Consider the following 20,895-nt stretch of genomic DNA (forward strand, 5'->3'; position numbering starts at 1 on the left):
ATCCTCCCGCCTCATTTCTGTCACGTCCTGTCGCCCCGCCCATCTTCAACGAAGCGGTTGGCGAGCAATGGATTTGACCGGTTTTCATACCACTTTTGAGCAAAGAGCCTCGAGATCCTCCGTGGATTCACTCGAAAATCAAACGAAACTTCAAAAAATATTGATGCGCTTTCGCAAAATGGGGGTACAGGCTGTGGCTTTAACGCGCCATTAACCAGACTGGATTGAGTTTAGGGACATCAGACGCGGCCAACTCCAACCAGCACGCGAAGTTGACTTCCAGGCTAGATGGAAATGGTTCGTCCCGTGTTAATGCCGTTATGTCCGTTCCTCCTGGATTTGAAAGGCCCGCCCCCATGACCGTGCCGGCAGTCCTCCGCGATGTGGCGCAGTTCGGCGCCTACGCCGCCGGCCGGGGCCGACATGCGGGCCTGCTGGTCGCGGTCCTGCTGCTGGCCGGTTGTCCGGCCAACACGGCCGGGCCGGGATGGGGTGGGGCGGATGTGACCTCGGCCAACCCGAACGCCCGTGCGGCAACCCCGCCGGTGCCCAGGCAGAAGCCGGCCCGCAAGGTTCCCGACGCCGCCGCGCTGGCGCCGGCCCTGCCGATGCCGCAGCCCGGCCCGCCGGTCACCACCGGCGATCTGGCGACCGCCCAGTCTTCCACCCAGGCCTCCACCCATCTGGCGGCCATCGCACCCGATACCGCTCCCCAAGCGGCGACCGCCACGGCGAACGCCGCCGCGGTGCCGGCCATGGGGGGCATGTCCACCCCGCCCGCAACCACCAACGCCGACCCCGACAGCCTTGTCGGGCTGGACGAAGTCCAGACTCTCAAACTCCTGGGGTCCCCCGTTGCACGGGAAGAGGCGCCTCCCGCCAAGATCTGGCGGTATGCCAAGGGCGATTGTACCCTCAAGGTCTTCTTCTTCATGGATATGACCTCGTCCCAGGACTTCCGCGCCCTCTCCTACGACATGAAGAGCAGCCAAAATGTCCCTGACGCCGACCACCGATGCTTCGCCCAACTCCTCGCTCAAGCTGACGCAGGGCGCCCTGTCCGCCCCGGGTTTCAGTAAGCCGGAGTCGAACAAGGGAATGTCCGCGATGACCGATCCGACCATTGCCCGCATCGCTCTGGTGGACGACGACGACCTGTTCCGTGAGTCGCTCAGCCTCAACCTCGGCGACGAGGGCTACGAGGTCATCACCTTCGACCGCGGCGAACCGGCGCTCGATTTCTTCGCCGAGGGCGGGTCGGTCGACATCGTCCTGCTGGACTGGCGCATGCCCAAGCTGGACGGCATCGACGTGCTGCGCCAGATGCGCGCCCGCGGCATCGCCACCCCGGTCATCTTCCTGACCGTGCTGTCCGACCAGATTTATGAAGAGGCCGCGCTGGCCGGCGGTGCGCTGGACTTCGTGGAGAAGTCGCGCAGCCTGTCGATCCTGCTGAAGCGCATGCGCCTGATCCTGGACGGCATCAAGGGCGACGGCGCCAAGGGCTCGGAGGATGCGGAGGCCGGCGGCAACGCCACCAGCCACCGCCTGGGCGAGTTGGAGCTGCGCCTGGACAACAGCCGCGCCCTCTGGAAGGGCAAGCGCATCGACCTGACGCTGACCGAGTTCAACATCGTCAAGCTGATGTCGACCCGCCCGGAAGAGGACGTCTCCTATCGCGAGATCTACGACCTCGTCCACGGCAAGGGCTTCGTCGCCGGCTACGGCCCGTCGGGCTACCGCGCCAACGTTCGTGCCTTCATCAAGCGCATCCGCCAGAAGTTCCGCTCGGTCGACGCCAGCTTCGCCTGCATCGAGAACTATCCGGGCTTCGGCTACCGCTGGGGCAAGGGCGAGAACGCGGCCAACCAGGGCCGTGACGAAGACGGTATGGGCGAGGATATGCTGATCGATGGCGCTGCTGCCGATTGACCTTGCGATGCGGGCGCCCCGACGGGCGTCCGCCCGCCTGCTGTGGCTCTGGCGCTCGATGGCGAGCCGCCTGCTGCTGCTCACCCTCGTCTTCGTCGCCGTGCCGGTCCTGCTCTACGACCAGTTCCAGCGGGCCGACGAGGCGTCGCAGCAGCTTCTGCTGAAAAGCGCCCAGCGCCAGGGCGAACTGATCGCCCGCGCGCTGGAACCAGAACTGCTGGGCGTCGACCGCACGGCCCTTCCCAGCCTGAGCATCGCCCTTGCCCGCTACGGCGACGACCGCACGCGGCTGAAGCTGCTGGTACGCCCGCGGGTGGCGGCCACCGGCAACGCCACCACCGCGTCCGGCGCCAAGGCCGGGCCGGAACCCTTCTTCTACGTCGCCGCGGCGCCCAGCCTGTCGACCGCCGACATCGACGCCGAACGGCGCCTGCTGCTCGAACAGGGCGTGCTGGACCGGCTGGGATCGAGCTGCGCCGGCAACGCGACGCTGGCGATGCGCGTCCCCCATGCCGAAGGCGGGGAGGAGGTGCTGTCCTCGATCACCCCAATCAAGACCAGCTTCGGCTGCTGGGCGCTGGTGACCAGCCACGCGACCGAAGCCTACATCTCCTCCTCCATCGGCCGCCCCTATTGGAGCACGCCGGCGGTGCAGGCTGCCGCGGCGATCTATCTGGCGATGGCCGCCCTGGTGCTGGCCGTGCTGGCCGGCATCTGGCGCAACCTGAACCGCTTCGGCGACCTGGCCCGCCGCATCGTCGGCGGCGAGGACGTGCCCGACCAAGGTAGCGGCAACGCGTCCTTCGCCGCCCGCAACACCGTGCCGGAACTGGCCGGCGTGGCCGAGGATTTCGACCGGCTGGTCTCCACCCTGCGCGACAGCGCCCAGTCGCTGCGCCGCGCGGCGGAGGACAACGCCCACGCCTTCAAGACGCCGATCGCCGTGATCCGCCAGTCGGTGGAACCGCTGCGCCGCGCCCTGCCGGCGGAGAACGCCCGCAGCCAGCGCGCCCTGACGATGATCGAGAAGTCGCTGGACAAGCTCGACGGCCTCGTCTCCTTCGCCCGCCGCATGGACGAGGCGGCGGCCGACCTGCTGGCCCCGGCACGGCGCCGCGTCGACCTGTCATCGCTGGTGGAACGGATGGCCGGCGGCTACACCGGGCTGCTGGCCGAACGCCGCCTGCACATGCGCTCGCGCATCGATGCCGGGCTGGTGGTGCGGGCCAGCGAGGAGACGCTGGAAACCATCGTCGAGAATCTGGTGGAGAACGCCGTCAGCTTCTCGCCCGCCGACGGGACGGTCAGCGTCCGCCTGACCCGCGTCGGGTCCTGCACCGAGCTTGTGGTGGACGACGAGGGGCCGGGGGTCGATCCCGCCAATCTGGAGCGCATCTTCGAGCGCTACTTCTCCCACCGCGAACCCGGCCGCGGCATGCCGGAGGACGAGGCGGCGGCGCATCAGGCCGGGGCGGCGCATTTCGGCATCGGCCTGTGGATCGTCCGGCGCAACATCGAAGCCTTCGGCGGCCGTGTGCGGGCCGAAAACCGTCCGACCGGCGGCCTGCGTATGACGGTGACCCTGCCGCTGGCGGCGTGAACGGCCACGCTGCCGGCAAACAGGCTTCGGAAGCCGAATGGGTCCAGCCGCTGTGGCTATGGTCCGGCATGGCTTGGCGCCGATTTTTCCGCTAGGATCGGGGCCGCCAGCCGAACAGCATTCCGAGCCGCCGATGGACCGCAGCCTCGATTCCACCGATATCAAGATCCTGCGCGAGTTGCAGGATGACGGACGCCTCAGCAATGTCGAGCTGGCCCGCCGCATCAACCTCAGCCCGGCCGCCTGCCTGGAGCGGGTGAAGCGCCTGCAATCCGAGGGCATCATCCAGCGCTATGTCGCGCTGCTCGACCCGCATCGGCTGGAGGCGGGGATGCTGGTCTTCGTCGAAGTGGTGCTGGACCGTACCACGCCGGACAATTTCGACGACTTCAAGGCCACCGTCCTGCGCATGCCGCAGATCATGGAATGCCACATGGTGGCGGGCGGCTTCGATTATCTGGTCAAGGCCCGCGTGCGCGACATGAACGAATACCGCCTGTTCCTGGGCGAGCTGCTGTCCACCGCCCGCGGCGTGCGCGAAACCCACACCTACGCGGTGATGGAAGAGGTGAAGAGCGTCACCGCCATCCCGCTTGACGGGCTGTCCAACGGGCCGTTGCGCGGCTGAACGGTCAGACCATATAGCTTTTTCCAAATTGCATAATACTTTGGGACCGGTCCGCTTTTCCGGAGGCATTTTGCGACGAACAATGCCTGCCGATTTCGCGTCGCCGTTGCGCCCGAACGCCGAGTTTGTTCGCTTACCGACAAAATGATGCGGCATGCCGCTTGCAGCGCAAGCTCCGGTCCTGGAGGCCGACCGATGCTTTCATGCTGCTGCTATCGGTTCGCCACCATGCCCGACCGACTTGTTCGAGGCTATGGCTGGAGCGGAACCGCGTCATGCGCGTCAACACACCGATCACCGACCGAGAAGTTCATTTGACCGACGGGGTTCCTCTGGTGTCGCGCACCGACACCGGCGGGCGCATCACCTTTGTGAACCGGGCTTTCGTCGAGATCAGCGGCTTCGACGAGCATGAGCTGATCGGCGCCCCGCACAACATCGTCCGCCACCCCCACATGCCGAAGGAGGCCTTCGCCGATCTGTGGGCGACGGCGAAGATGGGGCGGCCCTGGGAAGGGCTGGTGAAGAACCGCACCAAAGGCGGCGATTTCTATTGGGTGCGCGCCAACGTCACGCCGGTGTTGGAGGATGGCGCCCTCACCGGCTTCATCTCCATCCGCTCCAAGCCGTCACGGGACGAGATCGCAGCGGCCGACAGGCTCTATGCGGAGATGCGCGACAACCGGGCGGCTGTGGACCTCCGCGGTGGCGGGCTGTACCGGAAGGGGCCTCGTCGCTGGCTGGACGCTGCATGGACGAGCATGACCGGGCGGCTGCTCGGTGCTTTCGTGCTGCTGATCGCGGCGATGATTTTCGTGGGTGGCTTGGGGCTGGAGGGCATGTCGGCATCGAACGACGCCCTGACGCGCGTGTACAGCCAACGTCTGGCTGCCGCCAGGATTAGCAACGATATCCTGACCCGTATGGCGGACAACCGGCAGATCATAACCAGCCTGATCATTGAGGTGCGGGATGGCGCCCAACCGGCGGTGATCAAGGATCTGCTGTCCCGGATCGAAGGCAACATCGCGGCCATCACGGCGGTCTGGGCCGAATACAGCGCCTTGCCGAAACTGCCCGAAGAACGGGTGTTGGCCGACCGTTTCTTCGAACTGCGCACGAAATACGTGAAGGACGGACTGCGGCCGACGATGGAGCATATCAAGGACGGCGATTCGCTTGCGGTCGAACGGGATGTCCGGACGGTCGTCACGCCGCTGTTCGCAGCGGCCTTCGAAGCGAACCGTGACCTGCTGAACTTCCAGATGAAAAGCGCCGGGCAAGAGGTTTCGGAGGCGCAGAGTGACTTCTCTGATCGGTTCATGGAGACGGCGGCAATCGTTTCCGCTCTGGCGGTCGCGTCCGGGCTGATCTCCTGGGGGCTGCTTCTGACCTTCCGGAGGCCGCTGAAATCTTTTGAAAGGACGTTCGCCCGCATTTCCCGTGGAGATTTCGTCAGCCCGGCTGAAGCCATCGGCGTGCCGGAATTCCGGCGCGTGGCATCGGAGCTGAACGCGATGAAGGCGAAGCTGGCCTACGGCATCCACGAGAAGCACGAGACCGAGCTGCGCCAGAAGGCGGCGACCCGCCAGGCCCTGCTGGAAACCTGCAAATCCATCGAAGGCGACCTGGATTCCACCTGGATGGGCGTGGAACTGGCGAGCCGGCGCGCCGGCGACGGCATCGAGCACCTGATGAAGGCGCTCGGCGTCGTGCGTGAGAACACCGTGGTGGTGTCGGCCGCGTCGGAGCAGGCCAGCTCCAACGCCCAGTCGGTCGCCGCCGCGACGGAGGAACTGAATTCCTCCGGGCAGGAGATCGCCCGGCAGGCCGCGCGCTCCAGCGAGGTGGCGCGGCGTGCGGTGGACAGCGCCCGTGGCTCCGCCTCCGCCATCGGCCGGATGGAGATCGCGACGGAGGAGATCGCCAAGGTCGCCACCCTCATCAACGAGATCGCCGGCCAGACCAACCTGCTGGCGCTGAACGCCACCATCGAAGCCGCGCGTGCGGGGGAGGCCGGCAAGGGCTTCGCCGTCGTCGCCAGCGAGGTCAAGCAGCTTGCCAACCAGACCTCGCGTGCGACGGAGGACATCGCCCGCCAGATCGAGCAGCTGAAGCATGCGGTCGGCGGCAGCGTCTCGGCCATCCAGACCGTCATCTCGGTGATCGAGGAGATCGACGAGGCGGCCACCGCCACCGCCGCCGCGGTGGAGGAGCAGTCCGCCGCCAATGCCGAGATCGGGCGCAGCGCCACCAACTCCGCCGGCGGCGCTTCCCAGGTGTCGGGCAGCGTGCTGCGGATCCGCGACCAGACCGACGAGATCACCGGCATCGCCACCGACGTCAACCGCCGCATGACCGACACCCAGGGCGCGGTGGCCGACCTCAAGCGCCGGCTGGTCATCGCGCTGCGCCAGTCTGTGGCGGGCGACCGTCGCATCTCCAACCGCATCCCGTGCGAGGAGCCGATCGCCATGACCGTGGCGGGCGACCGCCGCACCGTCACCATGCTGGATCTGTCGCTGGACGGGCTGCTGATCGACAGCAAGGGGCTGCCGGAGCTGCCCGAGCAGACACAAGTGACCGTGACCCTGCGCGATGTCGGCGATCTGCCGGCCATCGTCGCCGGAACCAGCGATCTCGGCCTGCATCTGGCCTTGGACGACCTGTCGGACGCCCAGAACAGCCGTCTGGAAAGCCTCTACAACGCGATGGTCGAGGCCGATTCCGCCATCATCGCTACCGCACAGGACGCCGCGGCGGCCCTGGGCAAAGCATTGGAGGGGGCGCTTGCCAACGGCGGCATCGGCGAGGAGGCCCTGTTCTCGACCGAGCTGTCCACCATTCCCGGCACGGAGCCGGAGCAGTGCCTCGCCCCCTTCACCGACCTGACCGACCGCCTGTTCCCGGCGATCCAGGAGCCGATCCTTGCCTCCAACCCGCGCATCCAGTTCTGTGCGGCGGTCAACGTCGTCGGCTACCTGCCAACCCACAACAGCCGCTATTCCGATCCGCAGCGGCCGGGCGACGCGGTCTGGAATGCCGCCCACTGCCGCAACCGCCGTGTCTTCGCCGACCGCTCCGGCCTTGCCGCGGCGCGCAACACCCGGTCGTTCCTGTTGCAGGCCTATCGCCGCGACATGGGCGGCGGCCAGATGGTCCGCCTGAAGGAGGTCGATGCGCCGATCATGGTGCGCGGCCGCCATTGGGGCAATCTGCGGCTGGCCTACATGCCGTGACCGCTCAGGATTGCGGCTGCGCCGCCGGCACCAGCACGTCGGCGCAGATCGCCCGCACCACCTCGGCCCGGTCGGCCGCGGCGCCGGGGGCGAGCAGGCCCTGGCCGAAGGCGAAGGCGTAGAACAGGTAGGCGCGGGCGAAGGCCTGGTCGGCGGGCAGGCCGAGCGCCACGAACAGGCCGGCGACGCTGTGCAGGCGTTCGCGGTCGACCTCGGCGATGACGCCTTCCGCCTCCGGCGCGCGCCGGGCCCAGTCGCGCACCGCCAGCTCGATCGCCATGCCGCGCGGCTTGTTGCCGCCATAGAGCGCCAGCAGGTCGCGCAGCTGCTGCGCCGGTTCGCGCCCGTCCAGCCGGGTCTGTTCCTTGATCGCGGCGATGCGGCCCAGCTTCCAGCTGTCCAGCAGGGCGCTCATCAGCTCGGTGCGGTCGCGGAAATGCCAGTAGAAGCTGCCCTTGGTGACCTTCAGGGCCTTCGCCAGCACCTCCACCCGAACCTTGTCGACGCCGCCTTCGGCCAGCGCCGCGAAGGCGGCCGCCAGCCAGGATTCGCGGTTCTTCGTCTTGGATTCCATACCCGTCCTTCGCGCTCTTCCCATTGCCGCAGCCGCAGTCCCGAACGCGTTCTATACCCGAAAAGAGGGGGCCGTGACTATTCGCCCTGCTGCATCTGGATCGCGTCGGATGCCCGGCCGCGGTAATGGATGTTACCGTCACCGTCCAGGAAAGCCCGGTCGCCGGTCAGGTAGTAGCGTCGGCCGTGGCGGAAGCGCTGGGCTGTGCGGTCCGGGTTGTTGGCGTAGGATTCGAACCAGAACAGCGGCGAGTGGTCGACGTCGATCGCGATCTCGCCGGCACCACCCACCGGCGCCTCCCGCCCGTCTGGGTCGAGGATGACGACGCGGAAGCCCGGCATCGGCCGGCCGAGCGAGCCGCTTGCCGGCTGGACCGCATCCGCGCCGTCCGGTCCTTCGGACTCGTGGCGTCCGATGCCGTCGGGATCGTAGCGGTTCACGATGAAGATGCCGGTCTCGCGCTGACCATACTGGTCGAGCAGGGGAACCTTCACCGTCCGGTTGGCCCAGGCGATCAGGTCGGGCGGCAGCGGCTCGCCCACCACCGACAGGATGCGCAGCGCGGTCTGATGCGACACGCCGGGGTCGGCGCCGTGCCAGGCGCGGATCTGCGACGGGGCGGCGGTCAGGTTGGTGACGCCGAACTTGGTCAGCATGCGGTAGCCCTGCCGCACATCGTACGGCCCGTCGCAGAAGATCGTCGTCCGTCCGAGCAGCAGCGGCCCGACCAGCCCGTAATAGGCGCCATAGGCCCAGCCGGGATCGGCCATGTTCCAGTAGATGTCGTCGTCGCGCAGGTCGAGGCCGATGCGCATGTACTGTTCGATCCCCGACAGCGCCTTGACCGGCAGCGAGACGCCGAGCGGCGTCGGCTCGGATTCCGAGGTGTAGATCAGGGCGAAGGCGTCGCCTTCGCGGTAACGCGCCACCTCGGCCAGCGGCGCGGCCTCGTGCAGCGACGACCAGAAGGGCACGGCGTCGGGGCCGAAGGCCTCGTCGCCCTCCACCGTCACCACCGGGCGGGTGTTGTCGCGCGGCACCTTGCGGCGCAGGAAGCCGTTGGTGACGATGGCCCGCGCGTCGCTGTCGGCCAGCCGGTAGGCGACGGCCGAGGCGGTGTAGGTGGTGAACAGCGGCATGTAGACACCGCCCAGCCGCCAGATCGCCAGCGCGGTGATCAGCAGTTCCGGCCCCTTCGGCAGCAGGACCGCCACCCGGTCGCCCGGTCCCACCCCCATGCCGGCCAGCACGGTGGCGAAGCGCGCCGAATCCCGGGCCAGCCGGGCGAAACTCAGCTCCGTCGTCTGTCCGGCGACGCTTTCATGCAGCAGCGCCGCCCGCGCGCCGTCGGCGGCACGGACATGGCGGTCGCACAGCAATGTCGCCAGCGCGATGGAGTCGCCGCGGTATTCCGGCCGCAGGAAGGCCGACGGCCTCACCATCAGCACGGGCGGTGAGGGCTGCACGGCCACCGGTGCCGCGGTCTCCGGCGGCTGGGGCGGGGCAGGGGGAGGCGGCGGTGCCGGCGGACGGTGGCGCAGCGCCGCCAGATCGCCCAGCGCCATCAGGTCGGGACCCAGGTGATAGCGCTTGCTGCGACCATCCTGCTCGACCAGCCCGTCGCGCGCCAGCGCCATCAGCAGCCGGTGCGCGGTGGCCTTCGACAGCCCGACCCCCGTCATCAAATCGGCCAGCCGCGCCCCGTCGGTTTCGGCGTCGGCGACCGCGCGCAGCAGCGCGATGGCGCGCTCCAGGCTTTGGGTACCGCCCGCCGCGCCCGGAGTGGAGGGGGGAGTGGCTGGAGCGGGGACGATGTCGGCGTGACTGCTCATGAGGTCCATCATATGGACCGTAAGGCCGCTTGCCGCAACAAAAAACATGCAGTGGCGGAATGTCAGTGTTGAAAACAGACCGCACCCCGGTATATAGTGAGGAAGTTGCTCATGAAACGGTCCACAATATGGACCCCGCCGGCCACCAAAGAGCCGGATCGTGACCCCGAGAAGCGGTACCAACAGCAACGGAGGAGGAAATGTCAGGCGCGCCCGTCGCACCACACCCCGGCCCTGGCCAGAATTCCCCTGGCCAAAAGTCGCCCACCACCCAGGCGGAGACCATCTTCGAGGCTCGGGGCGTCAATCTGCGCTTCGGGGGCGTCCATGCGCTGACCGACGTCAGTTTCGGCATCCGTAAGGGCGAGTTGTTCTCGATCATCGGTCCCAACGGGGCCGGCAAGACCTCGATGGTTAACTGCATCTCCGGCCGCTACCGGCCGACCGACGGCAAGGTCTATTTCAAGGGCCGCGACGTGACGGGGATGACCCCGAACCACCGCGCCGCCCTCGGCATCGGCCGCACCTTCCAGAATCTGGCGCTGTTCGGGCACATGACCGTGCTCGACAACATCATGGTCGGCCGCCACCATCTGCTGAAGAACAACTTCCTGACCGGGTCGCTCTACTGGCTGACCGGCGCCAGGAAAGAGGAGCTGTCCCACCGCCGCGAGGTGGAGGAGATCATCGACTTCCTCGAAATCCAGCATGTGCGCAAGGCGACCGCCGGCACGTTGTCCTACGGCCTGCGCAAGCGGGTGGAGCTGGCCCGTGCCATCGCGTTGAAGCCCGACCTGATCCTGCTGGACGAGCCGATGGCCGGCATGAACCTCGAAGAGAAGGAGGACATGGCCCGCTACATCGTCGACCTCAACGAGGAGTTCGGCATGACCGTGGTCATGATCGAACACGACATGGGCGTGGTCATGGACATCTCGCACCGGGTGATGGTGCTGGAATTCGGCAAGAAGATCGCCGAAGGCAAGCCGGAGGAGGTCCTGGCCGATCCCCGTGTCCGACGCGCCTATCTGGGCGAGGACGACGAGGAGGAGGCGCCGGTCGCCACCATTCCTCCGGCCCGCAAGGAGGTCGCGTGATGTCCAGTACCGCTCTTCCCGATCTGGCCGTCAACGACACCCTGCCGAAGCTGCTGGCCCTGCATGCCCGCGAGCATGGCAACGACATCGCCATGCGCGAGAAGGATTTCGGCATCTGGCGCACCTTCACCTGGAGCCAGGTCCATGCCCGTGTCCGCGCCTTCGCGCTGGGCATGACCAAGCTCGGCGTCGTGCCGGGCGAGGTGGTCGGGCTTCTCGGCGACAACCGTCCCGACTGGGTGATGGGCGAGATCGCCACCCATGCGGTGCGCGGCTACAGCCTGGGCATCTACCGCGACGCGCTGGACGAGGAGGTCGCCTACCTCATCACCTATGCCGACGTGAAGGTGGTGTTCGCCGAGGACGAGGAGCAGGTCGACAAGCTGCTGAACCTCGCCGAGCGGCTGCCGACCCTGCAGCACATCATCTATTCCGACCCGCGCGGCATGCGTAAATACCATGATCCGCGCCTGATGCCGGTCACCGAACTGGTGGCGATGGGCGAGGCGCTGCATGCACAGCAGCCGGACCTCTACGACCGCATGGTCGCCGCGACCAAGGGTGAGGAGGTCGCCATCCTCTGCACCACGTCCGGCACCACGTCGAACCCGAAGATGGCGATGCTGCCGGCCGGCCGGCTGATCCGCCATGTCGCCAGCTACCTGTCCGCCGATCCCAAGGGTCCGGAGGACGATTACGTCTCGGTCCTGCCGCTGTCCTGGATCATGGAGCAGGTCTATGCGGTCGGCATGGGCATGGTGTCGCGGATGCGCGTGAACTTCGTCGAGGAAGCCGAGACGATGATGCACGACTTCCGCGAGATCGGGCCGAGCTTCGTGCTGTTCGCCCCGCGCCTGTGGGAGCAGATCGCCGCCGACGTGCGCGCCCGCATGATGGACGCCTCGCCCTTCAAGCAGAAGATGTACGATCTCGGCATGAAGCTGGGGCTGGAGGCTCTGGCGAAGGGGCAGCGCTCGTCGATGGCCGACGCGATCCTGTTCAAGGCGCTGCGCGACCGGCTGGGCTTCACCAACCTGAAATCGGCGGCGACCGGCGGTGCCGCGCTCGGCCCCGACACCTTCAAGTTCTTCCAGGCGCTCGGCGTCCCGCTTCGCCAGATCTACGGCCAGACCGAGACGATGGGCGCCTACACCGTCCATCGCGGCACCGACGTCGATTTCGACACGGTCGGCGTGCCGTTCGACAGCGGCATCGAGGTCAAGGTGATCGAGCCCGACCACAACGGCGTCGGCGAGATCGTCACCCGCCACCCCAACATGTTCGCCGGCTATTACCGGAACGAGAAGGCGACCGTCGCCGACATGCGCGACGGCTGGATGCACACGGGTGACGCCGGTTTCTTCGACAAGAAGGGCCATCTGGTCATCATCGACCGCATCAAGGACATCGCCACCACCGCCCAGGGCGACCGCTTCAGTCCGCAATACATCGAGAACAAGCTGAAATTCTCGCCGTATGTCGCCGAGGCGGTGATCCTGGGCGACAAGCGCGACTATCTGTCGGCGATCATCTGCATCCGCTTCCCCATCGTGTCGAAGTGGGCGGAGAAGAACCGCATCGCGTTTACGACCTACTCCGACCTGTCCTCGAAGCAGGAGGTCTACGACCTGCTGCGGGCGGAGGTGGAGCGGGTGAACCAGACGCTGCCCGAGTACCAGCGCATCTCCAAGTTCCTGCTGCTCTACAAGGAGCTGGACGCCGACGACGGCGAGCTGACCCGCACCCGCAAGGTGCGCCGCGGCGTCATCGCCGAGAAGTACGGCACCATCATCGACAGCATCTATGCCGGCCAGCCGAAGATCGACGTGGACACCACGATTGCCTTCCAGGACGGCACCAAGCAGCGGATCCGCACCACCCTGACCGTCATCGACCTGGCCCCGGCCGCCGCCAAGGCGCCGCGGCAACCGGTTGCGGCGTAACGCCTATGCAAACAGGAAAAGCCCCTCTCCCCCCCGGGGAGAGGATGGGTGAGGGGGATCCGTCTGCCGGACGCTCCTCGCCAAGCAACCCCCTCACCCCGACCCTCTCCCCGGGGGGGAGAGGGGGATTTGGATCCCACATCGGCGAGGCCACGCCATGACCCTTCTGTTTCAGCTTCTCGTCAACGGCCTGATCGTCGGCGCGCTGTATGGCGTGGTCGCCATGTCCTTCGTGCTGATCTACAAGGCCAGCCGCATCGTCAACTTCGCGCAGGGCGAATTCCTGCTGATCGGCGCCTGGACCTGCTGGTGGCTGCTGACCCACTGGCAGCTGCCCTTCTGGATCGGCTTCCCGATCACGCTGGCCTTCATGCTGGCCTTCGGCGTCATCCTGCAGATCGTCGTGCTGCGGCCGATGATCGGCGAGCCGATCATCTCCGTCATCATGGTGACGATCGGCCTGTCCATCGTCTTCCAGGCGGCGATGAAGTGGATGTTCGGCGTCTTCGCCAAGCCCTTCCCGCCGATCTTCGCCAGCCCCACCGTCAACCTGTTCGGGCTGGAGGTGCAGACCGTCTACGTCATGTCGCTGCTGATCTCGATCCTGATCATGGCGGGCTTCGGCTGGTTCTTCAAATATTCGCGGACCGGTCTCGCCATGCGGGCCACCGCCTTCGACCAGCAGGTGGCGCAGTCGCTGGGCATCTCGGTCCGCCACATGTTCGCGATGAGCTGGGCGATCTCCGCCATGGTGTCGGCGGTGGCCGGCGTCACGGTGGGCGTGGTCAACGGCGTGTCGTCGGCCCTGTCCTTCTTCGGCATCAAGGTGTTCCCGGCGGTGATCCTCGGCGGGCTGGACAGCGTCATCGGCGCCGTGGTCGGCGGGCTGATCGTCGGCGTGCTGGAGAACATGGCGCACTACCTGGACAGCCAGTGGCTGAACTGGGGCAACATGTACGAGATCGCACCCTTCTACGTCCTGATCGCCATCCTGATGATCAAGCCCTACGGCCTGTTCGGCACCAAAGACATCGAGCGCGTGTGAGGCCCCCATGGCATCCGTCAGCATCATCCCGAGCGGCGATTACAAGACGTCCTACGGGTCCGACACCACCATCTTCCCGACCAGGACCAGCCGCAACTTTGCGATCCTGGGCGTGGTCCTGCTGCTGGCCTGCCCGGCCTTCATGGACCGGTACTGGCTCAGCCTGCTGATCCAGATCAGCTATCTCGGCATCGCGGCACTCGGCCTGAACATCCTGGTCGGCTTCACCGGCCAGATCTCCATCGGCCATTCCGCCTTCTTCGGCTTCGGCGCCTTCGCCTCGGCCTGGCTCAGCAACAGTGTCGGCGTCCCGGTGGCGCTGGCCATTCCGCTGGCGGGCGTGATCACCACGCTGGTCGGCCTCTTGTTCGGCATGCCGGCGGCGCGGCTGAAGGGCCTGTACCTCGCCATCGCCACGCTGGCGGCGCAGTACATCCTGCAAGACTTCTTCGCCCGTGCCGACTGGTTCACCGGCGGCACCGCCGGCACCATCGCCGAGCCGCTGACCATCTTCGGCTTCGCCTTCGATACCGACGAGCGCTTCTTCTACGTGGCGCTGGTGGCGCTGGTGGTGATGTACATCCTCGCCACCAACCTGATGCGGACCCGCGACGGCCGTGCCCTGGTGGCGGTGCGCGACCATTATCTCTCCGCCGAGATCATGGGCATCAACCTGACGAAGTACCGGACGATGTCCTTCGGCATCTCCGCCTTCTACGCCGGCATCGGCGGCGCCCTCTATGCCCATTACCTCCAGTTCGTGTCGGTCGAGGGCTTCACCATCCTCTTCTCGATCCAGTTCCTGGGCATGATCATCATCGGCGGGCTGGGCTCGATCATGGGCACGCTGATGGGCACCGCCTTCATGGTCTTCCTGCCCGAGGCGATGCAGGCGCTGACCAAGCTGGTGAGCGGCACCGCCCTCGATACCGCGCTGAATTTGAAGGACAACATCGCCTTCCTGCGCGAGATGTCGATCGGCCTCGTCATCATCCTGTTCCTGGTGTTCGAGCCCGACGGGCTGGCCCACCGCTGGAAGCAGATCAAGGCCTACTGGAAGCTCTATCCCTTCTCGCACTGAGTGCCGACGCTTTTGCCGATCAACAAACAGAACAGACTGGGGAGTCAACGCACCATGTCGATCAAGACCGCGCTCTTCGCAACCTCCGCCTTCCTGCTGGCGACCTCCGCCACTGCTTATGCCGACATCCCGGTCGGCCATCTGGCGGACCAGTCCGGCGCCACCTCGGACGTCGGCGTGCCCTATGCGCAGGGCGTCGCGGACGCGCTGGCCTACATCAATTCCAAGGGCGGCATCAACGGCACCAAGCTGGCGGTCGACAGCGTCGATTACGGCTATCAGGCGCCGCGCGCCATCAGCCAGTACAAGAAGTGGTCGTCGGGCAGCGACAAGATCGCGGCGCTCCAGGGCTGGGGCACCGCCGACACCGAGGCGCTGACCGGCTTCGTCGGCAAGGACGAGATCCCGGCCTATTCCGGCTCCTACTCCGGCCACCTGACCGACCCGACCGGCAAGGGTCCGCACGGCTCCAAGCCGGCGCCCTACAACTTCTTCTACGGTCCCTCCTATTCCGACGCGCTGCGCGGCATGCTGACCTGGGCGGCGGAGGACTGGAAGAAGCAGGGCGGCCAGGGCAAGCCGAAATACGTCCACATGGGCGCCAACCACCCCTATCCCAACGCGCCCAAGGATGCCGGCGAGCAGCTGGCCAAGGAGCTGGGCTTCGAGGTGCTGCCGGCCGTGCAGTTCGCGCTGACCCCCGGCGACTACACCGCCCAGTGCCTGACGCTGAAGCAGTCCGGCGTCAACTACGCCTATCTCGGCAACACCGCCGGCTCCAACATCTCTGTGCTGAAGGCCTGCCAGACGGTCGGCGCCAAGGTGCAGTTCATGGGCAACGTCTGGGGCATGGACGAGAATGCCGCCAAGGCCGCCGGCTCGGCCGCCGACGGTGTGGTGTTCCCGATGCGCACCGCCGTCACCTGGAACGGCGACGCGCCCGGCATGAAGACGCTGAAGGACATCTCCAAGATCTCCGACGCCTCGGGCAACGCCTACCGCCCGGTGCACTATATGGCCGGCGTCTGCACCGCCTTCTACATGAAGGAGGCGATGGACTGGGCCTCGGCCAACGGCGGCGTCACCGGCCCCAACATCCGCAAGGCGATGTACCAGAAGAAGGACTGGGTGCCCGCCGGGCTGGAGGGCGTGTGCGTCCCCTCGACCTGGACCGACACCGACCACCGCGGCATGACGGCGGTCAACATCTACCGTGCCAAGGTGTCGGGCGAGACCGGCGCCGGCGTGGACGAGCTGGTCAAGGCCGGCACCATCAAGCTGGAGAAGCTGACCACCGTCGACGTCCCGCGCAAGCCGGAATGGCTGGGCTGGTAAGCCGCTGAGTACCCGGCGCCCCCGTACGTCATCGGCGGGGGCGCCCCCAATCTTTACGAACAGTTCAGGTGCCGCATGCTGAACACCGCCACGGCCGCTTCGACCAACGCTTCCGTCGCACCGCCGGTCACGGCCGCGAAAAAGCTGATGCTGTCCGTCAACAACATCGAGGTCGTCTACAACGACGTGATCCTCGTGCTCCGCGGCCTCAGCCTGGAGGTGCCGGAGGGCGAGATCGTGGCCCTGCTCGGCGCCAACGGCGCCGGCAAATCGACGACGCTGAAGGCGATCTCCGGCCTTTTGAAGACCGAGGACGGCGAAGTCACCCGCGGCGACATCACCTTCAATGGCGAGCGCATCAACGGCATCGATCCCGACCAGATCGTCCGCAAGGGCATTTTCCAGGTGATGGAGGGCCGGCGCATCATCGCCGACATGACCTGCCTGGAGAATCTGCGCCTGGGCGCCTACACCCGCCGCGACAACGGGGTGAAGGACGATCTGGACATGGTCTTCAGCTATTTCCCCCGGCTGAAGGAGCGCACCGGCCTCGCCGGCTACCTGTCGGGCGGCGAGCAGCAGATGCTGGCCATCGGCCGCGCGATGATGGCCCGGCCGAAGCTGATCCTGATGGACGAGCCGAGCATGGGCCTGTCGCCGCTGATGGTGAAGGAGGTGTTCAGCATCGTCCAGCAGATCAACAAGGACCTTGGCGTCACCATCCTGCTGGTGGAGCAGAACGCCCGCATGGCGCTCCAGGCCGCGACCCGCGGCTACATCATGGAGAACGGCAAGGTCGTGCTGGACGGCACCGCCGAAGAGCTGCGCAACAACGAGGATGTGAAGGAATTCTACCTCGGCGGCGGCAATGAAGAGCGCAAGAGCTTCAAGAACCTGAAGAGCTTCAAGCGCCGCAAGCGCTGGATTTGAGGGGAGTGGCGGGGCGTCGCATCGCCGACCCTCCCGCCGCCGATGCCAAAACCTGATCGGCCGACCCCTGAACGGACGAACGACCATGACCGATTTCTACGACGACCTCGAAACCCGTTCCTCCGACCGGCGCGAGGCCGAGCAGTTCGCGGCATTGCCTGCCCATCTGCACCACGCCAAGGACGCGGCCCCCTATTTCCGCCGGCTGCTGGCCGACATCGACCCGGCGTCGATCCATGACCGCAACGCGCTGGCGACCCTGCCGGTGACGCGGAAATCCGACCTGATCGCGTTGCAGCAGGCCCACCCGCCCTTCGGCGGATTGGCCGCCATGGAGATCGGCCGGCTGGCCCGCGTCTTCGCCTCTCCCGGCCCGATCCACGATCCCGAACCGCATGGCGTCGACCCGTGGCGCAGCGCCCGCGCGCTGTTCGCCGCCGGCTTCCGCGCCGGCGACCTCGCCCACAACTGCTTCGCCTACCACCTGACCCCCGCCGGCTCGATGTTCGAGACGGGCGCGCACGCCCTCGGCTGCGCCGTCATCCCCGCCGGCACCGGCAACACCGAGATGCAGGCCCAGGTCGTCGCCAGCCTGAAGCCGCGCGGCTATATCGGCACGCCCGACTTCCTGAAGATCATCCTGGAGAAGGGCGACGCGCTGGGGCTGGACGTCTCCTCCATCCGCATCGCCGCCGTGTCGGGCGGCCCCTATCTGCCCGACGCCCGTGCCTTCTACGAGGCGCGCGGGCTGGACGTCATCCAGAGCTACGGCACCGCCGATCTCGGCATCGTCGCCTACGAGACCCCGGCGCGCTCCGGTCTGGTGGTGAACGAGGGCTGCATCGTCGAGATCGTCCGTCCCGGCACCGGCGACCCGGTTCCCGACGGTGAGGTCGGCGAGGTGGTGGTGACCATCTTCAACCCGGCCTATCCGCTGATCCGCTTCGCCACCGGCGACCTGTCGGCGGTGCTGCCGGGCACCAGCCCCTGCGGCCGGACCAACATGCGGCTGAAGGGCTGGATGGGCCGCGCCGACCAGACCACCAAGGTCAAGGGCATGTTCGTGCACCCGAGCCAGGTCGCCGAGGTGCTGCGCCGCCATCCCCAGATCGCCCGCGCCCGTCTGGTCGTCGGACGCCAGGATGCCAGCGACACCATGACGCTCCGCTGCGAGGCGGAGGAGAGCGGCGAGGGTCTCGCCGCCGCCATCCGCGAGACCCTGGCGTCGGTGACGAAGCTGAAGGGCGCGGTAGAGTTCGTGGCGCCGGCAAGCCTGCCCAACGACGGCAAGGTGATCGACGACACGCGGGGCTGAACGGTCGCGGCGGCCAACCCGCCGCGACCCCCTTATCTTATTTCAGCACTCGGCGTCGGCCTGCGGCATCAGCTCATACTGCGGCTTGTAGCCCGGCTGCGCGCGGACGCGGTCGGCCCAGGCCTTGACGTTCGGATAGTCCTTCTCATCGATCCCGGATTCGCTCAGCAGGTCGATCCAGGGGAAGGCGAAGATGTCGGCGATGGTCAGGCGTTCGCTCTGGATGTAGCTGTGGCCGGACAGATGCTGGTCGAACAGCTTCAACCCGCTGGCCGCCGAGCCGTCGAGCCAGGGCAGGGCGTTGGCATCGCCGTTGAACTTGCGCACGGCGCGGGCGCGCTGGACCGGCAGCAGCACGTCGGCCAGCCAGCTCAGCCATTCGGCGAGGCGCAGCTTCTCGGCCTCGTCGCGGCCGCCGAACTGGCCGGTCTGTTCGGCCAGATAGGTCAGGATCACGCTGGATTCGGAGATCGAATGGTCGCCATGGACCAGCGTCGGCACCCGGCCGAAGCGGTTGATCGCCTGATACTCCGGCGACTTCTGCTGACCGGCGCGCAGATCGAGGTGACGGTACTGGAACGGGATGCCGGCCAGCCGGAAGAACAGCGCGATGCGGGTCGCGGGCTGGGAATTCACGTTGCCGTAGAGGATGAAGGGCGCGGTCACGATCTCTGTCTCCCTGATTTGTGGGCCCGAACGGGTCGGGTCCGGCGTTGCCGGGAGGATGGCCTCAACCGCCCCGGCCGCGCCAGCGGAAAGCGCTGATGCGCTCAGCCGATCCGCCTGATCGCCAGTCCCGACGCGGCGATGCGGAACCCGCCGTCCGCCGTCTGCTCCACCGCGTCGCCGCCGTCCAGGCGATAGCTCTTGCCCTCCGGCACCCAGCCGGCGGGGCCGCGGAAGGTCACCATCTGGATGTAGCTGGTCGTCTCGACCACCGCATGGACGCTGCCATCCTCGGCCGTCGCCTCGAAGCGGTCCGTCTCCATCTCCTGACGCATCGGCATCGGCCTGTTTCCTCCCGCTGTCCACGCCCTGTCCGCCTCTTGCCGCGGCGCCCATAGCCTGCCATGGCGCCGCCCCGGCAAGGCATAAGTTTAATTTGGGTCTTCCGCGAGGAAAGCTCGTTTGCCGGCCTCCGCCGGGATTTCTATCGTCCGGCCATCGCAACGATGCAGAGGGAGGTCGGAATGATCGGAAGGCGGGGGTTCCTGGCGGCGACGGGCGGGGTTCTGCTGCTGTCGGCGGCCGGGGCGCGGGCTGCGGAAACCGGCAAGAACAAAGGCGGGAAAGCCGCGGGAAGCGATGCGTTCGCAGCGCGCATGAGCGAGCTGGAGGGACGCACCGGCGGCCGTCTTGGCGTCGCGGTGCTCGACAGCGCGAACGGCCGGCTGCAGGACTGGCGCGGTGACGAGCGGTTCCCGATGTGCAGCACCTTCAAATTTCTTTTGGCCGCTGCCGTCCTGAAGAGTGTGGACCAGGGCAAGGACCGGCTCGACCGGCGGATTGCGGTGACCAAGGCCGATCTGGTGCCCTACGCGCCCTTCTCGGAGACGCGGCTGAACGGCACGCCGCCGACATTGGCCGAACTGTGCGAGGCGGCGGTGACGCTCAGCGACAATGTCGCGGCGAACCTGCTGCTGCCGGGCGTCGGCAACCCGGCCGGCCTCACCGCCTTCCTGCGCGGCATCGGTGACAAGGTCACGCGGCTGGACCGCAACGAGCCAAGTCTGAACACCGCCATCCCCGGCGACCCGCGCGACACCACCACCCCGGCCGCCATGGTGCGCAGCATGGAGCGGCTGCTGGTCGGCGACGTGCTGCGCCCGGACTCGCGCAAGCAGCTGACCGACTGGATGGTCGCCAACAAGACCGGCGACAAGCGTCTGCGCGCCGGGCTGCCGGCCGGCTGGCGGGTCGGCGACAAGACGGGGACCGGCACCAACGGCACCGCCAACGACATCGCCATCCTGTGGCCGGAGGGCCGCGCGCCGCTGCTGGTCGCCAGCTACCTGACCCACACCGCGAAGGACTTCAAGCAGCAGGACGCCATCCATGCCGATGTGGCACGGGCGGTGGCCGGCATGATCGGCTGAGGCAGGGTCGGGGGGCAGGTTCAGAGAGGGGAGGTGGGCTGCGGATGCGGCGGCACCGCCCCCGCCCATCTGACGATGGAGCGGACGGCGTTCAGGGCGTTCACATTGTCCTGAATGTGGAAATGCCGCCGCAGCTCGACGACGGCCGCCCATTCGCCGCTTTCGTGAAACGCCCTCTGGATCGCGGCGGCTTCAGTCTCGCTGACGCTGAACATTCCAACCTCATGGCCGACCCGGCGGCCCTCTGC

Annotated in this window: 18 protein-coding genes; 13 read left to right on the forward strand and 5 right to left on the reverse strand. The window is 67.2% G+C overall.

Going from position 1 to position 20,895, the window contains the following annotated elements; all coding sequences use genetic code 11:
* Positions 1-356 precede the first annotated feature (356 nt).
* The 5 genes from TSH64_RS19740 (at position 357) to TSH64_RS19760 (ending at position 7,399) form a co-directional block, all read left to right on the forward strand.
* Positions 357-1,079, forward strand: a complete 723-nt coding sequence (locus TSH64_RS19740) for a hypothetical protein (RefSeq protein WP_109447542.1) — start codon at positions 357-359, stop codon at positions 1,077-1,079.
* A gap of 28 nt (positions 1,080-1,107) precedes the next feature.
* Positions 1,108-1,932 (forward strand): response regulator transcription factor, encoded by an 825-nt coding sequence (locus TSH64_RS19745; protein WP_109452840.1) that lies wholly within the window; start codon positions 1,108-1,110, stop codon positions 1,930-1,932.
* Positions 1,913-3,532 carry a HAMP domain-containing sensor histidine kinase gene (locus TSH64_RS19750; RefSeq protein WP_109447544.1) on the forward strand — a complete coding sequence of 540 codons (1,620 nt, stop codon included), beginning with the start codon at positions 1,913-1,915 and terminating at the stop codon, positions 3,530-3,532. The genes TSH64_RS19745 and TSH64_RS19750 overlap by 20 nt, the downstream gene beginning before the upstream one ends.
* A gap of 133 nt (positions 3,533-3,665) precedes the next feature.
* The gene (locus TSH64_RS19755; protein WP_098737064.1) at positions 3,666-4,160 is read left to right on the forward strand and encodes an Lrp/AsnC ligand binding domain-containing protein; all 495 of its coding nucleotides are present in this window, start codon (positions 3,666-3,668) and stop codon (positions 4,158-4,160) included.
* A 275-nt stretch (positions 4,161-4,435) separates the two neighbouring features.
* Positions 4,436-7,399, forward strand: a complete 2,964-nt coding sequence (locus tag TSH64_RS19760; protein WP_109447546.1) for a Tar ligand binding domain-containing protein — start codon at positions 4,436-4,438, stop codon at positions 7,397-7,399.
* Positions 7,400-7,403: 4 nt separating this feature from the next.
* Here TSH64_RS19760 and TSH64_RS19765 read toward each other — a convergent pair whose 3' ends face one another.
* Positions 7,404-7,973, reverse strand: a complete 570-nt coding sequence (locus TSH64_RS19765) for a TetR/AcrR family transcriptional regulator (RefSeq protein ID WP_109447548.1) — start codon at positions 7,971-7,973, stop codon at positions 7,404-7,406.
* Positions 7,974-8,050: 77 nt separating this feature from the next.
* Complete coding sequence (locus TSH64_RS19770; protein ID WP_109452842.1) at positions 8,051-9,805, reverse strand: AMP-binding protein; 1,755 nt, start codon at positions 9,803-9,805, stop codon at positions 8,051-8,053.
* 200 nt (positions 9,806-10,005) lie between these two features.
* On the opposite strand from TSH64_RS19770, the gene TSH64_RS19775 reads away from it, so the two are divergent.
* From TSH64_RS19775 to TSH64_RS19805, 7 genes are all read left to right on the forward strand, one after another.
* The gene (locus tag TSH64_RS19775; protein WP_199237610.1) at positions 10,006-10,902 is read left to right on the forward strand and encodes an ABC transporter ATP-binding protein; all 897 of its coding nucleotides are present in this window, start codon (positions 10,006-10,008) and stop codon (positions 10,900-10,902) included.
* Positions 10,902-12,845 carry a long-chain fatty acid--CoA ligase gene (locus TSH64_RS19780; RefSeq protein WP_109447550.1) on the forward strand — a complete coding sequence of 648 codons (1,944 nt, stop codon included), beginning with the start codon at positions 10,902-10,904 and terminating at the stop codon, positions 12,843-12,845. The genes TSH64_RS19775 and TSH64_RS19780 overlap by 1 nt, the downstream gene beginning before the upstream one ends.
* A gap of 157 nt (positions 12,846-13,002) precedes the next feature.
* Positions 13,003-13,890, forward strand: coding sequence for a branched-chain amino acid ABC transporter permease (locus TSH64_RS19785; protein ID WP_109447552.1), 888 nt, complete (start codon positions 13,003-13,005; stop codon positions 13,888-13,890).
* A gap of 7 nt (positions 13,891-13,897) precedes the next feature.
* A complete protein-coding gene (locus tag TSH64_RS19790) occupies positions 13,898-14,971 on the forward strand; it encodes a branched-chain amino acid ABC transporter permease (RefSeq protein WP_109447554.1) in 1,074 nt (357 codons plus the stop codon).
* Positions 14,972-15,025: 54 nt separating this feature from the next.
* Positions 15,026-16,306 (forward strand): ABC transporter substrate-binding protein, encoded by a 1,281-nt coding sequence (locus TSH64_RS19795; protein WP_109447556.1) that lies wholly within the window; start codon positions 15,026-15,028, stop codon positions 16,304-16,306.
* Between the two features lie 75 nt (positions 16,307-16,381).
* The gene (locus TSH64_RS19800; protein ID WP_247873049.1) at positions 16,382-17,236 is read left to right on the forward strand and encodes an ABC transporter ATP-binding protein; all 855 of its coding nucleotides are present in this window, start codon (positions 16,382-16,384) and stop codon (positions 17,234-17,236) included.
* Between the two features lie 85 nt (positions 17,237-17,321).
* Positions 17,322-18,551 carry an AMP-binding protein gene (locus tag TSH64_RS19805; protein WP_109447558.1) on the forward strand — a complete coding sequence of 410 codons (1,230 nt, stop codon included), beginning with the start codon at positions 17,322-17,324 and terminating at the stop codon, positions 18,549-18,551.
* 42 nt (positions 18,552-18,593) lie between these two features.
* Here TSH64_RS19805 and TSH64_RS19810 read toward each other — a convergent pair whose 3' ends face one another.
* Both TSH64_RS19810 and TSH64_RS19815 read right to left on the reverse strand, forming a co-directional pair.
* Positions 18,594-19,217: a glutathione S-transferase family protein gene (locus tag TSH64_RS19810; RefSeq protein ID WP_109447560.1), complete on the reverse strand. Its 624-nt coding sequence runs from the start codon at positions 19,215-19,217 to the stop codon at positions 18,594-18,596.
* Between the two features lie 104 nt (positions 19,218-19,321).
* Positions 19,322-19,558 (reverse strand): hypothetical protein, encoded by a 237-nt coding sequence (locus tag TSH64_RS19815; RefSeq protein ID WP_109447562.1) that lies wholly within the window; start codon positions 19,556-19,558, stop codon positions 19,322-19,324.
* A gap of 183 nt (positions 19,559-19,741) precedes the next feature.
* On the opposite strand from TSH64_RS19815, the gene bla reads away from it, so the two are divergent.
* Positions 19,742-20,647: a class A beta-lactamase gene (gene bla, locus TSH64_RS19820; RefSeq protein ID WP_109447564.1), complete on the forward strand. Its 906-nt coding sequence runs from the start codon at positions 19,742-19,744 to the stop codon at positions 20,645-20,647.
* A 20-nt stretch (positions 20,648-20,667) separates the two neighbouring features.
* Here the strand turns inward: bla and TSH64_RS19825 are convergent, their stop codons facing one another.
* Positions 20,668-20,862, reverse strand: a complete 195-nt coding sequence (locus TSH64_RS19825) for a hypothetical protein (protein WP_244592498.1) — start codon at positions 20,860-20,862, stop codon at positions 20,668-20,670.
* Positions 20,863-20,895: the final 33 nt, after the last annotated feature.

It is taken from the genome of Azospirillum sp. TSH64 (genome assembly GCF_003116035.1).
Classification (GTDB): domain Bacteria; phylum Pseudomonadota; class Alphaproteobacteria; order Azospirillales; family Azospirillaceae; genus Azospirillum.

Coding starts and splice junctions, on each gene's coding strand:
- TSH64_RS19790 (WP_109447554.1), top strand. CDS start 13,898: ATGGCATCCGTCAGCATCATCCCGAGCGGCGATTACAAGACGTCCTAC.
- TSH64_RS19795 (WP_109447556.1), top strand. CDS start 15,026: ATGTCGATCAAGACCGCGCTCTTCGCAACCTCCGCCTTCCTGCTGGCG.
- TSH64_RS19740 (WP_109447542.1), top strand. CDS start 357: ATGACCGTGCCGGCAGTCCTCCGCGATGTGGCGCAGTTCGGCGCCTAC.
- TSH64_RS19755 (WP_098737064.1), top strand. CDS start 3,666: ATGGACCGCAGCCTCGATTCCACCGATATCAAGATCCTGCGCGAGTTG.
- TSH64_RS19745 (WP_109452840.1), top strand. CDS start 1,108: ATGACCGATCCGACCATTGCCCGCATCGCTCTGGTGGACGACGACGAC.
- TSH64_RS19775 (WP_199237610.1), top strand. CDS start 10,006: ATGTCAGGCGCGCCCGTCGCACCACACCCCGGCCCTGGCCAGAATTCC.
- TSH64_RS19785 (WP_109447552.1), top strand. CDS start 13,003: ATGACCCTTCTGTTTCAGCTTCTCGTCAACGGCCTGATCGTCGGCGCG.
- bla (WP_109447564.1), top strand. CDS start 19,742: ATGATCGGAAGGCGGGGGTTCCTGGCGGCGACGGGCGGGGTTCTGCTG.
- TSH64_RS19825 (WP_244592498.1), bottom strand. CDS start 20,862: ATGTTCAGCGTCAGCGAGACTGAAGCCGCCGCGATCCAGAGGGCGTTT.
- TSH64_RS19805 (WP_109447558.1), top strand. CDS start 17,322: ATGACCGATTTCTACGACGACCTCGAAACCCGTTCCTCCGACCGGCGC.
- TSH64_RS19780 (WP_109447550.1), top strand. CDS start 10,902: ATGTCCAGTACCGCTCTTCCCGATCTGGCCGTCAACGACACCCTGCCG.
- TSH64_RS19760 (WP_109447546.1), top strand. CDS start 4,436: ATGCGCGTCAACACACCGATCACCGACCGAGAAGTTCATTTGACCGAC.
- TSH64_RS19800 (WP_247873049.1), top strand. CDS start 16,382: ATGCTGAACACCGCCACGGCCGCTTCGACCAACGCTTCCGTCGCACCG.
- TSH64_RS19815 (WP_109447562.1), bottom strand. CDS start 19,558: ATGCCGATGCGTCAGGAGATGGAGACGGACCGCTTCGAGGCGACGGCC.
- TSH64_RS19770 (WP_109452842.1), bottom strand. CDS start 9,805: ATGAGCAGTCACGCCGACATCGTCCCCGCTCCAGCCACTCCCCCCTCC.
- TSH64_RS19765 (WP_109447548.1), bottom strand. CDS start 7,973: ATGGAATCCAAGACGAAGAACCGCGAATCCTGGCTGGCGGCCGCCTTC.
- TSH64_RS19750 (WP_109447544.1), top strand. CDS start 1,913: ATGGCGCTGCTGCCGATTGACCTTGCGATGCGGGCGCCCCGACGGGCG.